The following is a 14,272-nucleotide window of genomic DNA, read 5'->3' as shown; positions in this document are numbered from 1 at the left end:
ACCTGCTAAAGCAGATCATTGGCCAGATTTGCCAGTTCCGAACGCTCTCCCTTTTCCAGCCTTACATGTGCATAAATGGAGTGGTGCTTTACCTTGTCTATCAGGTAGGAAAGACCATTACTCTGCGCATCCAGGTAAGGAGTATCAATCTGGTAGATATCCCCTGTGAAGATAATCTTGGTACCCTGCCCCGCCCTGGTAATGATGGTCTTCACCTCGTGCGGCGTCAGGTTCTGGGCTTCATCAATGATAAAGCAGACATTTGAAATACTTCTTCCCCTGATATAGGCAAGCGGCTGAATAACAAGCTTTTCATTCTCAAGAGAATCGGTAATGTTTTTATACTCCTTGTCCTTTTCACTGTACTGGCTCTGGATAAACTTCAGGTTATCGTACAGCGGCTCCATGTAGGGATTAATCTTTGACTTGATATCGCCCGGCAGATATCCGATATCCTTGTTGCTCAGCGGAACAATAGGCCTGGCAAGGAATACCTGCTTGAAATTCCTCTTTTGTTCGAGCGCGGCAGCCAGGGCGAGGAGCGTTTTACCGGTTCCTGCAACGCCCTGCAAAGTAACCAGCTTCACATCCGGGTTAAGAATGGCGTGCATGGCAAATACCTGCTCGGCATTACGCGGGGTAATGCGGAAGGCAGAACGTTTCTCGAGCCGTTCAATCCGCCTGGTCAGTGCATTATAGCATGCAAGGGCGGAAGTGTTCGTATTACGTAGAATGTAATAATGGTTAGGAACCGGATTTTTCACCCCGATGTCGCGCGGGAGGCAATACCCGCTCTGATAGAGTTTGTCAATGATCCGGCTGCTGAGATTGTTAATTGTGGAAATGCCGGTGTATAGTCCTTCAACATCCTTAATTTTACCGGTAAGAAAATCCTCGGCCGTAAGATTGAGCGACTTGGCTTTCAGCCTGAGATTAATGTCCTTGCTGACCAGGATCACTTTGCGGTCGGGATACTCCTGCACCAGGCTCAGGGCTGCATTCAGGATACGGTGATCAGGCTTATTATCATCAAAAATCTGACGGGCATCAAGGTCGCTGCGCTCGTTCATTACCACCTTGAACATGCCCCCTTTTGACTTTACCAGTGGAATCCAGTCGGTGAGGGTGGCATTATCCGAAAGGCTGTCGATGATCCGGATAAACTCCCTTGCTTCAAAATTCTTGGTATCGTTCCCTTTTTTGAAATTATCAAGTTCCTCAAGCACCGTAATGGGAATCGCAACATCGTTGTCCTCAAAGTTGTTGATTGAGTCGTGATTATACAGAATTACTGAAGTGTCGAGTACGAAAATTTTTTTCTTTTTGCTGTCACGTTTCACCTTTGTTGTCTTCACCGGGGCTTTCTTCACGGCAGGCTTATGTGCCGGGGAATAATCCGTTGAGCCGTGTTTTGCCGGAAATTCTTCCATTTGAATAAATTCAGACCTGTGAGGCGTCTCCTGCCCGTTTTTTTCAGCAGCACCCGCGTCATGAAAAGGTTTTACATCACTCAAAGAGATGGGAAGTACATCGGATGGTTTATGGCTGATCCCCTTCTTTCCCGGGCGGATCGTTTCAAATGGTTTGATTACTCTAGCCTGCCTGGTTTTTGAAGTGGTTTTCTTTTTTGATTCCGGATTCCCGTTTCCTTCATCTGCTTTAAGTTTCTTTTTAGCCATAGTACGAGTTTTTCTACTGTTAAAATTATTGGCACTCCTGCAGCGTTCGGACCAGTTTGCCGGTATCGTATCCCTCTGTCGCGAGCTTGTTAACGATAGCGTTGTATTCATTCTCATCCATGGAAGGGGTCCGGCTTAAAATCCATAAATAATCCTTCTTTGGTGAAGAAACCACAGCCCACCGGTATCCGGGTTCAAGCATCACGATCCAGTAATCTCCCCGAAAAGGCCAGAAAAACTGAACCCTGAGCTTGGTATTGTTGCTGCCCTTAACTATGAAAGCCTTTCCTGTCACACTGCTTTCCTTCTCCTGATAACCTCCCTTGCGACAACGGTTCGTAACACTGACAGTTCCATCGGCATTTAAACCATACTCAGCAACAGTACAGTGGCATCCTTTTTGAAAACGCTGTGGAAATGATGCAATATCATACCACAAACCGGCATACTTTTCCAGGTCAACACTTCCAACTGCAGTTGGTGTTCTGTCCTGAGCCCTGCAACCCAGCAGAAAGATTCCGGCCAAAGTGATCATCGCGCTGAATTTCATAGAAATATTCATCTCTGAGGTAAATTTAATCATAAACACCCCGTAAGATCTACGGAATTTCAATTATTAAGTAACAATAGAATCTGGATATAAATCACTGTATATCTATGTTTTACAAAATTTATCAACAATTATCAGCTCCGGTTAAGAGCTTCTGATCCGGAGCTTGTTGAAAAATTAGTTCCCTGCCCTCAAAACCCGGAAATTTCACCGATAGACTGCATGTTTAACCATTGGTCACAAAAAAAAGCTGCCAGTTTTGCTGACAGCCATGAGATTCAATGAAGGACCGGGATCATTTCTTCTCCTTACCACCCATCATAAGCAGTTCATTTACCATGATCTCGGTAATGTTGTGGCTTTTCCCGTCCTTGTCGTTCCAGGTGCGGTAAGTCAGTTTGCCTTCAATGGCGACTTCCTTGCCTTTTGCAAGATATTTCTCACAGGTGTCGGCCAGCCTTCCCCATACTACCAGCTGGTGCCACTGGGTTTGTTTTACTTTCTGACCTTCCTTGTCAGTATACTCATCATTGGTGGCCAATGATAACCTGGCAACCTTCCGGTTATTTTCAAAGGTTTTTACTTCAGGATCGGCGCCCAGGTGGCCAATCAGTTGTACGCGGTTTCTCAGTGAATTCATGTTGATCAAATTTAAGGGTTAATGAAAATCGCTTTTGTATGAATAAGAATAAGTATTTATCCTGCCTTGCGACCGCTGATCATCAGCAGGTCATGGATGGTAACCTCCGTTATAAACTGCTTATTGTTGTCCTTATCTGTATAGATCCGGTAGCCAAGCTTTCCTTCAACGGCAATCTCCTGCCCTTTGGAAAGATGGTTTGCACATACATCCGCAAGTCCGCCCCAGGCCACCAGATTGTGCCATTGGGTTTCCTGCACCTTCTCGCCGGCTTTATTGAAATAGGTATCGCTGGTAGCAAGCCGGAGACGGGCGTAGCGACGATCCCCCTTAAGGGTCCTTACCTCGGGGTCAGCGCCCAGACGACCGATTAATTGTACTGTGTTATTAAGGTTATTCATGACTTTCGTTTTTTAAGGTTTAGCATTGATTGGTTTCCTGAAGTACCCGGAACTATCCGGCCCTTTTCCCGCTGATCATCAACAGGTCATTTACGGTTATCTCAGTGCTTAAGCGGCTGTTTCCCTCACTATCCGTGTAGGTGCGGTATGAAATACGGCCTTCCACTGCAATCTCCCTCCCTTTTTGGAGATACTTTGCGCATATTTCAGCCAGTTTACCCCAAACAACCAGTGTATGCCAGTGGGTGCGGATAGACTTCTCCCCGTTTTTACCCCTGGCAGGCTCATTGGTTGCCAGCGAAAGACGGGCCATCATACGGCCGTTTTCAAACGTTTTTACTTCAGGATCCGCACCCAGGTGGCCGATCAGCTGAACATGATTTTTTAATGCTTTCATTGTTTTTTGTTTTGCGCCCGTGAGGGCTTGTTCAACATTTATTAACTTAACCTTTTCCAACCTATACTCAGTCCGGTTGAACGATGAAGCAAAAGTATAACGGCCTGTTCACCTGATTCGGTTATTAATCATTTACTTACGGATAAAAACATTTGTAAGCGTTTGTAAACGCTTAATATGGATATCGGGTTTGCGCTGCCATTGCTGAACAGAACCGATCAGCCATTTGACAGGAAAATTCAGGGCAAAAGAAAAAATGAAATGCCCTTGTCACATTTCTGATTTTATGCTTTATTTTTGTATAAAGAAATATTTTTATCAATCATTGATTTAATCATTTTCTAACCAAAAACCCAAAGCTATGGCAAAAAGCATGGATGCCAAAAAGGAAACGAAGAAAGCGCCTACCAAAAGCCTGAAAGAAAAGCGCGCCGAGAAAAAAGAAAAAAAGAATAAGTAGGCAATCAGTTTCTTCGTTATTGATCTTTTTTCTATGCTGTAAACATGCTGCATGTTTACATCATGTTTATTACTATTCTCTTACGATTCCGACGATTACATACTCTAAATAAACCAATACTCATCAATATTTTATAGAAAAATAATTTTCAGGATTATGCAGAAAACATGTCTTGACTGTGGCGAACCATTGGTTGGGCGGGCAGATAAGAAATTTTGCAGCGATCAGTGCCGCAACAATTACAATAACAAGCTGAACAGTGATATCACCGCATTTATGCGTCAGGTTAATAACATCCTCCGGAAGAACCGGCGCATCCTGGCAGAACTCAATCCCAACGACAAAACGACGGTAAGCAAGGAAAAGCTATCCAACCTGGGCTTCAATTTTAATTACCATACCCACCTTTACACAACGCAGAAAGGATCCACCTACCGCTTTGTTTATGAATACGGATATCTGCCGCTGGAAAACGATTTTTATATGCTGGTTGTGCGGGATAAAAAGTAGATTGCTGTTCACGGCATCCGGTTACCGGCTTTCAGGCAATCAGGAAATTCAGTATCTTTGTACAGTTAAAAATCAAACAGAAATATATGAAACACATTGATTCATACGAATTTACAGGCAAACGCGCGCTTATCCGCGTTGATTTTAACGTACCCCTGGATGATGAGCTGAAAATCACCGATACCACCCGTATTGACGCGGCGCTCCCTTCAATCAGGAAGGTGCTTGCCGGAGGCGGTTCAGTGATCCTTATGTCGCACCTGGGCAGGCCTAAAAAGAATTTCGAAAATAAGTTGTCACTCAAACATATCGTTCCTTACCTGAGCCATGTACTGGGTCAGGAGGTTAAATTCGCCGATGATTGCATGGGTGAATCGGCCAGAACCCTGAGTGCCGGGCTAAAGCCGGGCGAAGTGCTGCTGCTCGAAAACCTCCGTTACTACGAAGAGGAAGAAGGAAAACCCCGTTTGCCCGAAACAGCGACCGAAGAGGAGAAAAAAGCTGCCAAAGCCGCCACAAAGGAAAAACAGAAAGATTTCACCAAACAGCTTTCAACTTATGCCGATTGCTACATCAATGACGCATTCGGCACTGCGCACAGGGCCCATGCTTCTACCGCGCTGGTAGCAAAATACTTCCCCGAAGATAAACTATTCGGTTACCTGATGAATGCTGAAGTCGGCAGCCTCAATAAAGTGCTGAGAGAAGGCAAAAAACCATTTACTGCTGTACTAGGTGGCGCCAAAGTTTCCGGCAAAATACAAATCATCAACCATCTGCTGGATAAGGTGGATAACCTCATTATCGGAGGCGGCATGATGTTTACCTTTATCAAGGCGCAGGGCGGTAACGTAGGCAAATCTCTGGTTGAAGAAGACCTGCTCGAACTGGCAATCAACACCCTGGAAGGCGCAAAAATGCACGGCGTCAACATTATTCTCCCTGTAGATGCGGTTGCAGCCAATGCATTTGCCAATGATGCCGATACTAAACTGGTTAAATCAGGCGAAATTCCCGACGGATGGATGGGCCTCGATATCGGACCTGAATCCGTTGCGCTGTTCGATAAAATCCTGATGAACTCGTCAACCATTCTCTGGAACGGGCCCATGGGCGTTTTCGAAATGCCGGCATTTGCCGAAGGTACCATTCAGGTAGCCAAATCCATCGCCAATGCGACCCAGAAGGGCGCCTTTTCGCTGGTTGGCGGAGGAGACTCTGTTGCTGCTGTCAATAAATTCAAGCTTGCTGATAAAGTGAGTTACGTCAGCACCGGCGGAGGTGCCATGCTTGAGTTTATCGAAGGGAAAATCCTCCCCGGTGTAGCAGCCATTGAGGAATAATCTTTTAAAAATGTTGTAATATCAGCCCCGGGGCCAGGTCGCCGGGGCTTTTTGCTTAAAGCACGCATGCTGCTCAGGTTCCGTATTTTTCCTTGTTCTTCTATCTATAATATTAAGGAATGTAAAACCCTTTGCGGGAATATCGTCACATTACCTTACTGAACAACACGGCGGGAAATTCCGGCTGGAAGCCTTGACAATAATTCATAATTCAACTGATTGCTGAGTTCACTGAAGGAGGCCACACTGATGCTGAGCTCTCCCTGATCTCCGATTAAAATTACTTCATCACCGGTACTCACATCCGGAATCGCTGTAACGTCTGCAATCAGCATATTCATATTGATCATACCAATGATGGGCAGGCGTTGTTCCCGGATAAGCACCGATCCCGAATTACTGAGCGAACGGCTGTAGCCATGCGCATAACCGGCGGGTATTACCGCGATCTTTTTGTGCGCTGACGCCTGGAATGTGGTTCCGTAACTGATAAATTCGCCCTGCTTAACATCCTTCAGGGCCATGATGCTGCTTTTCCAGCGTATAATCCGGTGCAGGGGATCTTTTTTATCTTTTCTGCGCCCTATATATTGAATCAGTGTTTCCAGGCTCGGCCAGTAACCATACTGAAGTATGCCTATGCGAACCATATTGAAACGGAAAGCAGGATAAGTAATTGTTGCTGCTGAACTGGCTGCATGTAGCACAGATGGCCGGAGGCCGTTCTGCTCAAAGAGTGAGGCAAGGCGTTTAAACTGTTTGATCTGGCGGTGAATCCTGACATGATTGGCGATGCTTTCGGCTCCGGCCAGATGGGTACAAAGTCCGACAAGATCAAGTGTCTCAGGTTTTGACCTGATCAGGCTGATTGCCTTTGCGGCATCGGCAGCATTTAAACCCATCCGGTTCATGCCGGTTTCAAACTCAATATGTATGCGCGCCTTCTTCTTTTGTTTCATGGCTTCTTTTATACATAACCGCAGCCTTTCCAGATCAAATATCCAGCATTCAATCTCATTTCTGATGACCCATGAAAGTTGATCCTTCGGAATCCAACCCATAATCATAATGGCTGATCCGGGCTGTTTTACCTTCATCACCCGGCAGGCTTCATCCACACTGAAAACCGAAAAGTGATCAATCCCAAAACTCTCAGCAGCAGGGACGTATTGTTCGATTCCATGACCATATGCGTTACCTTTAACTACCGATGAAATTCTTACATTTTTCTTAACCAGCCGCTTTATAAAGCGGATATTGTGTTCCAATGCATTCAGGCTGATTTCAATTTCTGTGGGTGTTCTCATTCTTTATCAGTTTGTTTGCAGATCCGGATATGTAAATGCAGATCAGGAAAGTAAATAATGATGCCGTAATTCCAAATACATTGGCATCAAGACCGAACGGGAGCTCAGCACCTGAAATGATCAGTCCAAGGGTGGTCCCGCCACCGGCGAACATCGAGAGTATTGCTGCTGTTTCGCTGCGCTGACCCGCAAATACGGCAGCGATCAGCGGAACCAGCAAACCGCTTACCATAAAAGCATAGGAATACAGCATCAGGGACAAAACTTCCGATAGATTCAGGGCAATGAAAACTGCAATGATTCCCAGCAACAGTGTCAGCAGTTTCGACCATTTCATCGCTGACTTTTGGCTAATGGCATAAGGAAAAAGCCTCTGAATCAGATCGTGAAGCAGATTTGAGGAAGATGCCATCAGGCAACTGTCGGCCGTGGAAAGGATGGCGGAAAAATAAGCCGACAACATCAATCCCAGCAATCCGGCGGGCATAATGGTACGTAAGAGCAGTGGCAAGCCCATTTCAGCGTCAATCTGGCCTTCAGGTGAAAACCCCAGCGGCGCAAACATCCCATCCTGAAACGCCACCCTGGAAAGCAGCCCCAGCCCCACACCCATAAATGCCATGACAGGCCATTCAAATAAACCGGCAATGTACCATGCCTTTCTGGCTTCTGTTGCTGACTTGCTGGCATAAATCCGCTGATAGAGCGTCATCCCTACGAACCAGATCGGGAGTATGGTTACCATCCAGTTCAGAAACTGTTGCCAGGTGAGATTGGTGAAAGAGAAGAACTCGGGAGGTAGTGAAGCTGAAATATTCTCCCATCCTCCCACCGCAACCCAGGCCATCGGAATTGCCAGAAAAATAAGCCCGGACATCAATAAAATCCATTGAACGGTGTCGGTGTAGATCACTGCCTTTATCCCTCCCATCACCGTATAACCTACTGCCACAAATCCCATAACCACCAATGCAGTGGTCAGGTCGAGGCTGATGAATGCTGCCGATGCAAGCTTTGCCCCTGCCAGAAGCTGGGAACTGGTAAATCCCAGATAGCCTATACCGGAAATCAGGCCTGCCAGGAGCGCAGCCCTGGATCCGAAAAAATGCAGAAAAACTTCTGGAAAAGTAAAAAACCGGTGTTTGTCGGATAATCTTTTAATCTTCGGAATCAAGAATATCCCGCTGATCCAGGCGCCCAGTAAGCCGGTAAACAGCATCCAGGATCCGGAAATACCGATCAAAAAGCCCAGGCCGCCCAGCCCGATTGAAAAACCACCTCCTACATCCGTTGCAACCACCGAAAGGCCAATGTGCCATTTCCCCATTCCACGGCCACCAACATAATAATCCTCAACTCCGGTATTGCGGATATGGAAATAATATCCCACACCCAGCATCCCAAGCATATACACGATAAAAATCAGTAAATCAATTGTCGCCATGGCAATTCCTTTAGGATACGCAATAAGGGTTAGAAAGCCACCTCCGGCTGTAAACACTTTGCCGGTGCGCCCAAAAAACCTTTAAGGCTTTGCGATTCAGGAGATAAAGAATTGAAAACGTGCATGTTACCGAAACATGCCTCCTGAAAATATCAGGAGCTCCTCCGGAGTCCTGACGCTGAAAATCAAATTTTATGAAAACAAAATTAAAAATAAATATTGAAAGTCAATACTTTAACAGTAACAAAATGTAAGGCCACTGTTGCCGGGGTATCAAAGAGGCACTTCAATATCAGGTCGTCCGGTCAAAAACTGAACAAGCCGTAAATCGGGGTTATCATTGCAAAATCAATGGTTCAGGCCTGCCGGGCTTCCACCTGATCAATCCGTGAGAATAAAATGCTTGGATTGTATCTTTTGTACATCAGCACAGACAAAAAAAGCTCAAAAATATTTCAGCACTTTTGTGACTAACCTATAATTCATGTATGTTTGATTAATAATAAGATTTCCTGAAAATTCACAAGGATGACAAGAATTCTCACAGCTGCCATTTTGCTTTCATTGTTTAGTGTGAAAGCTCCGGGCCAGATTTATAAAAACCCGGATGCTCCGGTTCCTTTAAGGGTAAACGATCTGTTGAGCCGCATGACCCCTGAAGAGAAATTCTGGCAGCTTTTCATGCTGGTTGAAGATTGGAATCCTGACAAAAGCAGGTATAAGGACGGGGCATTCGGATTCGAAGGAGGGGTTGCCAACGATGCTGCCAACACTGCCGGTCAGATGATTGAGACAGCAAGCGGTGAAAGGGCTTCCGAAATGGTCAGGCTGATCAATAAAGCGCAGAGGCACTTTGTTGAAAACACCCGTCTGGGCATCCCGATCATCCCGTTTGATGAAGCCCTTCATGGCCTTGTCCGGCCAGGGGCAACGGTTTTTCCTCAGTCAATAGGGCTGGCTGCAAGTTTCGACACCTCCCTGATGCACCGCGTTGCAGCCTGTATCGCGGAAGAGAGCAGGAGCAGGGGAATCAGGCAAGTGCTGTCACCGGTTATTAATATTGCCGGCGATGTACGTTGGGGCAGGGTTGAAGAAACTTACGGGGAAGATCCCTTTTTATCTTCATTGATGGGAATTGCCTTTATCTCTGAATTTGAAAAGCGAAACATCATCGCCACACCCAAACATTTCATTTCCAATTACGGGGCAGGAGGCCGCGACAGTTATCCGGTTCATTATAATGAACGGTACCTGCGGGAAATTGAACTGCCGCCCTTTGAAGCCGCATTTAAAAAGGCCGGTGCAAGATCCGTCATGACTGCTTACAATTCCCTCGATGGCAGCCCGTGCACTGCCAACAACTGGCTGCTCAACACCCTGTTGAAAAAGGAATGGGGCTTCCGGGGATTTGTAATTTCTGACGCCGGGGCCACCGGAGGAGCCAATGTATTGCATTTTACGGCCGCAGATTACCGGGGATCGGCAGAAAAATCGATCAGTAACGGGTTGGATGTTATCTTTCAGACTGCATTCGAACATTATCCGCTTTTTATTGAAGCCTTCCGGTCAGGAGAAATAGCCCCGGCAGTAATCGACAGCGCGGTAGCCCGGGTGCTTCGCGCCAAATTTGAGCTCGGGCTCTTTGACCACCCTTATGCTGACCCCGTTGAAGCCGGAAAAATAAACGGCGCACCCGAACACAGGGAGGTATCGATAGAAGCAGCAAGAAAATCTATGGTCTTGCTAAAAAACCGGCAACAACTCCTCCCGCTCGGAGAAGGCGTTAAAAAGATTGCTGTAATCGGCCCTGACGCCGTTGAAGCCCGGACCGGAGGCTACAGCGGGCCGGGAAATAACAAAATCTCCATACTGGAAGGAATCAGGCAAATCGCCCCTGCAGGTGCCTTGGTTCAGTATGCACGGGGAAGCGAAAGGGAACTGGAGCAATATAATACCATTCCGGCCAGCAATCTTTCGACAAAATATGACGGGAAGATGAACGAGGGGCTCACCGGCCATTATTTTACCGGTATTGATTTCTCAGGGGAGCCTCTCTTCAGCAGGATTGACAAAGAAATAAACTTCAGGTGGACACTTTTTCCGCCGGATCCCGCTTTGCCCGACAACGGATTTTATGCCGTCATCTGGGAAGGAAAAATCAGGGGACCGGCAAACGGAAGAATTCAGTTAGGTATCGATGGAAATGACGGTTACCGGATTTTTATTGACAAAAAGTTGTTGATTGACAAAAGTATATACAATGGAAAAAACACTACGCTGGCAGACTTTGACTTTATTGAAGGAAAAGAATACGATATCCGCATCGAGTATGCTGAGCCTGCCGGCAATGCCTGGTTCAGGCTGGTATGGACATACGGCATTCCTGACCATTATGCCCGGCAAATGCAGGAAGCTGTCGATCTTGCCCAACAAAGTGACATTGTTGTTTTTGCAGCCGGAATAGAAGAAGGAGAATTCCGTGACCGGGCATTACTTGGTCTTCCCGGAAATCAGGAGGAGTTGTTGCTCCGGCTGGCAGAAACAGGAAAACCCGTCATCGTTGTGCTGACGGGCGGCAGCGCGATCACCATGCAGCACTGGATTGATAAAGCCGGCGCTATTCTTTATGCCTGGTATCCGGGAGAAGCAGGAGGAATCGCAGTTGCGGAAGTATTGTTTGGGAAATACAATCCTGCAGGAAGGTTACCCATCACATTCCCCCTACATGAGGGCCAGTTGCCACTGGTATATAATCACAAGCCGACAGGCCGGGGCGACGATTACCTTAACCTGACCGGTCAGCCGCTTTTTCCTTTCGGATTTGGACTCAGTTATTCGCAGTTCTCCTATAAAAACCTTGTAATCTCTCCCTTAACCGAAGAAAGGCATTTCCGCGCAACATTTACCCTTACAAATACGGGGACTATCGCCGGCGAAGAAGTGGTACAATTATATATCCGTGACAGGCTTGCCTCCGTTGCCAGACCTGTAATGGAGCTGAAAGGGTTCAGCCGCCTTCACCTGGCTCAGGGAGAATCGCGGCAGGTCGAATTTACCATCACTCCTGAAATGCTTCAGATGCTTGATATCAATTTGAAACCTGTGATCGAACCCGGAGATTTCAACATAATGATAGGAGCATCCTCAAAGGATATCAGATTAAAGGAAGTACTCAGCATAGAATAAACAGCCATTAAAAACTTCGCCTGATTTGCCGGAAGCTCATTGAAACAACAGGAAACTGATTATTCTGATCCCGCACTGAAACGTATGTAATCCACCATTAATGGTAGTTCATCCTTATCTACCCCATTCCGGATAAGCACATTACTGTCGGCAAAAAATCCTTTCAGAAAAGAACGGAGATCGCCGTCACGTTTCCTGATGCTGCTGATATAATATTCAGCGGCTTGTTGCTTGTCGCCCCTGCAAAAAGCCAGATGTCCCGCATTTATGTAATCATAGGCATTCGGTTCAAGGGCCAGCAACTGCTGATAATAGGGAGCGGCTTCATCAGTCCTGCCCAGCACCAGCAGGCACCAGGCCACCGGACGCATGGCACGCGCGGAACCCTGGTCGGCAAATTCAATCCGGTAGAAGTAATCAAGTGCTTTTCCCGGTTCGTTCAGATTGAGATAACAGGTACCGATGGCTGCAGCCGTTTTCAGATTATCAGTTTCGAGGCCGTCGAGTTCCAGATAAGTTTCAAGCGCTGCCCGTGTGTCAGACAATTTCAGATGACATTGCGCGATCTTTCCCAGCAACCAGATACGGTTTGTATCAAAAAGATCGGCCTTGCGGTAACAGTCAATGGCATCCTGATAGTTTCCCTTTTGCTGACAGCAATACCCAGATTTCTCAAATAATTCTGCATAGCTTTCACCTTTCTTCTCAAGCAGTTGGTAAATCCTGAGCGCCTCATCATAATGATCATTGTCAAAATAAAACGATGTAACGGCCTTTAGTCTGGCCGTATCATCAATCAGGAGATCAAAAATCGAAGTAAGATGAAATTCAAGCGGAAGGGAAAAGATATCGCCTATCTCGTTCCTGAGCGGATGGAGCCTGAAAAAACGGTAAAGATCCTGAATATACTGAATCACAACACGTTTACTGCGAAGTGAAGAATCATTTACCTCTTCACTCAGCAATTCCTCATACTGTTCGGCTTCCGCCGAAAACATCTGCCCGATCAAACCCTTCTGAGCATCAGGCATATTGGCTATATTCAGGATAAATGAGAACTTATCCGAATTGCACATGAAAACAGATCTTTCTATGCCTCCGGCCAGGATATTTTTAAATGGCTCATCTTCACCTTTCAGGGCATTCACGATAGCATAATGTTCCTTATAAAAAGGCATAAACCAGTTGGGAAGCTCCGAAAAGAACGGGAATGATTTAAGCATGGCAAAAGCACCAAGGAAAACATCGGCACCCTCCATCTGCATATTGGTCAGTTCTTCCAGTTTCCGCACAAGCCCGGGCTGATTGTCGAAATACTTTTCCCAATCAGGGTTCTTATCCTGAAACTCCTCGGGCGACATCAGTTTATCAAGGTTGAGTTTTTCGCTGAGATCCTCGTTAAATTTTATTACATCAGGAATTATTTCCTCCCGGAACCTCCTGGTAATTTTTTCAGTATCCTTCGAGCGGATCAGCTGAATCATCACCGATTCAGCCTCAGTTGCAAACCGTTCATTTCCCCGGAGCAGGAAAAGCCGCTCCATTATGGCAGGATAAAGAAGTATACGGTTCTTGTATATACTGATGGTAATGATTAATCCGACAAGTGCCCGCTGCGAGATTCTGCAATCCTCCTCATCATAAAGCCGGATAAGCAGTTCCAGCTTACGGTAATCAAAACACCGCAGCATGCCCAGGGTCAGGGCGCTTACCAGCATCGATTTCTCATACCATGGGATGGATGTACTGTCAAAAATCATTAACACCCTGACAGCATCGTCCTCTGTCAGCTTATGGGTAAGCCAGAGCAACTGAAATGCCCTGATGATGGCATTCCGGTGCTGAACGGCTGTTTCACTTTCGGTTTCATCATCAAACAACACTGTGCTCCGCAACATCTCTTCCAATTCATGGTCGAACGAAAGCCCCAGCAGGCTCTCAGCCATATCTTCACTCGACCGGCGCATCTCACGCTCCAGTTCATGCTTCATGCCAATAGTCCTCAATGATGTTCTTGAGATCAGATCCATCCTCAGATTATCTGCCAGTTCATAAACCGAAACCAGCAAGCGGTTATATATCAGCTCTCTTTGCGGATCAGCTATCCCTTTCACCGTATAGCTCAGCATATTGCCATAGGTGAACCGCAGTTCATCCATTCTTGCAAGATGGCCTGTATTGCCCTTTTGCACAGCAATCGCAGCAATTTTATCCAGGGCATCAAGCACTCTTTGCTGTCCGAGCAATTTGCAGACGTTATTGTACCAATCTTCTATTTCCCGGTAATTCATCTTTCAGGATATTTGATCCGTTTAATAAAATTTCAATCGAAATCAACGATTTATATTTTCAGCC

11 protein-coding genes are annotated in these 14,272 nt (G+C 46.3%); 3 read left to right on the top strand and 8 right to left on the bottom strand.

Features of this window, described 5'->3' with window-relative positions:
• Positions 1-5 precede the first annotated feature (5 nt).
• The 5 genes from TBC1_RS02105 to TBC1_RS02085 form a co-directional block, all read right to left on the bottom strand.
• Positions 6-1,340 carry a PhoH family protein gene (locus TBC1_RS02105; RefSeq protein ID WP_236695663.1) on the bottom strand — a complete coding sequence of 445 codons (1,335 nt, stop codon included), beginning with the start codon at positions 1,338-1,340 and terminating at the stop codon, positions 6-8.
• Between the two features lie 364 nt (positions 1,341-1,704).
• A complete protein-coding gene (locus TBC1_RS02100) occupies positions 1,705-2,262 on the bottom strand; it encodes a lipocalin family protein (RefSeq protein WP_236695630.1) in 558 nt (185 codons plus the stop codon).
• A gap of 262 nt (positions 2,263-2,524) precedes the next feature.
• A complete protein-coding gene (locus TBC1_RS02095) occupies positions 2,525-2,869 on the bottom strand; it encodes a single-stranded DNA-binding protein (RefSeq protein ID WP_062037811.1) in 345 nt (114 codons plus the stop codon).
• A gap of 56 nt (positions 2,870-2,925) precedes the next feature.
• The gene (locus tag TBC1_RS02090; protein ID WP_062037808.1) at positions 2,926-3,270 is read right to left on the bottom strand and encodes a single-stranded DNA-binding protein; all 345 of its coding nucleotides are present in this window, start codon (positions 3,268-3,270) and stop codon (positions 2,926-2,928) included.
• 52 nt (positions 3,271-3,322) lie between these two features.
• Positions 3,323-3,667 (bottom strand): single-stranded DNA-binding protein, encoded by a 345-nt coding sequence (locus TBC1_RS02085; RefSeq protein ID WP_062042658.1) that lies wholly within the window; start codon positions 3,665-3,667, stop codon positions 3,323-3,325.
• A gap of 616 nt (positions 3,668-4,283) precedes the next feature.
• Between TBC1_RS02085 and TBC1_RS02080 the strand changes: the two genes are divergently transcribed.
• Together TBC1_RS02080 and TBC1_RS02075 are read left to right on the top strand one after the other, a co-directional pair.
• Positions 4,284-4,637 carry a hypothetical protein gene (locus TBC1_RS02080; RefSeq protein WP_062037805.1) on the top strand — a complete coding sequence of 118 codons (354 nt, stop codon included), beginning with the start codon at positions 4,284-4,286 and terminating at the stop codon, positions 4,635-4,637.
• Positions 4,638-4,723: 86 nt separating this feature from the next.
• Positions 4,724-5,980: a phosphoglycerate kinase gene (locus TBC1_RS02075; RefSeq protein ID WP_062037802.1), complete on the top strand. Its 1,257-nt coding sequence runs from the start codon at positions 4,724-4,726 to the stop codon at positions 5,978-5,980.
• Between the two features lie 155 nt (positions 5,981-6,135).
• On the opposite strand, the gene alr is transcribed toward TBC1_RS02075, so the two are convergent.
• Both alr and TBC1_RS02065 read right to left on the bottom strand, forming a co-directional pair.
• Positions 6,136-7,287, bottom strand: coding sequence for an alanine racemase (gene alr / locus TBC1_RS02070; RefSeq protein ID WP_062037800.1), 1,152 nt, complete (start codon positions 7,285-7,287; stop codon positions 6,136-6,138).
• Positions 7,265-8,731, bottom strand: a complete 1,467-nt coding sequence (locus TBC1_RS02065) for a sodium:solute symporter family protein (protein WP_062042656.1) — start codon at positions 8,729-8,731, stop codon at positions 7,265-7,267. Before TBC1_RS02065 ends, alr begins: the two co-directional genes overlap by 23 nt.
• 528 nt (positions 8,732-9,259) lie before the next feature.
• Here TBC1_RS02065 and TBC1_RS02060 point away from each other — a divergent pair.
• Entirely contained in the window at positions 9,260-11,917 is a 2,658-nt protein-coding gene (locus TBC1_RS02060; RefSeq protein ID WP_062037797.1) for a glycoside hydrolase family 3 C-terminal domain-containing protein, read from the top strand.
• A 59-nt stretch (positions 11,918-11,976) separates the two neighbouring features.
• Here the strand turns inward: TBC1_RS02060 and TBC1_RS02055 are convergent, their stop codons facing one another.
• Positions 11,977-14,208: a tetratricopeptide repeat protein gene (locus TBC1_RS02055; protein ID WP_062037793.1), complete on the bottom strand. Its 2,232-nt coding sequence runs from the start codon at positions 14,206-14,208 to the stop codon at positions 11,977-11,979.
• Positions 14,209-14,272 lie beyond the last annotated feature (64 nt).

This window comes from Lentimicrobium saccharophilum (assembly GCF_001192835.1).
GTDB classification, from domain to species: domain Bacteria; phylum Bacteroidota; class Bacteroidia; order Bacteroidales; family Lentimicrobiaceae; genus Lentimicrobium; species Lentimicrobium saccharophilum.
The sequence above is the reverse complement of the archived record's forward strand: the minus strand, read 5'-3'. Positions and strand labels throughout refer to the sequence as shown.

Coding starts and splice junctions, on each gene's coding strand:
- TBC1_RS02100 (WP_236695630.1), bottom strand. CDS start 2,262: ATGATTAAATTTACCTCAGAGATGAATATTTCTATGAAATTCAGCGCG.
- TBC1_RS02095 (WP_062037811.1), bottom strand. CDS start 2,869: ATGAATTCACTGAGAAACCGCGTACAACTGATTGGCCACCTGGGCGCC.
- TBC1_RS02090 (WP_062037808.1), bottom strand. CDS start 3,270: ATGAATAACCTTAATAACACAGTACAATTAATCGGTCGTCTGGGCGCT.
- TBC1_RS02085 (WP_062042658.1), bottom strand. CDS start 3,667: ATGAAAGCATTAAAAAATCATGTTCAGCTGATCGGCCACCTGGGTGCG.
- TBC1_RS02080 (WP_062037805.1), top strand. CDS start 4,284: ATGCAGAAAACATGTCTTGACTGTGGCGAACCATTGGTTGGGCGGGCA.
- TBC1_RS02075 (WP_062037802.1), top strand. CDS start 4,724: ATGAAACACATTGATTCATACGAATTTACAGGCAAACGCGCGCTTATC.
- alr (WP_062037800.1), bottom strand. CDS start 7,287: ATGAGAACACCCACAGAAATTGAAATCAGCCTGAATGCATTGGAACAC.
- TBC1_RS02065 (WP_062042656.1), bottom strand. CDS start 8,731: ATGGCGACAATTGATTTACTGATTTTTATCGTGTATATGCTTGGGATG.
- TBC1_RS02060 (WP_062037797.1), top strand. CDS start 9,260: ATGACAAGAATTCTCACAGCTGCCATTTTGCTTTCATTGTTTAGTGTG.
- TBC1_RS02055 (WP_062037793.1), bottom strand. CDS start 14,208: ATGAATTACCGGGAAATAGAAGATTGGTACAATAACGTCTGCAAATTG.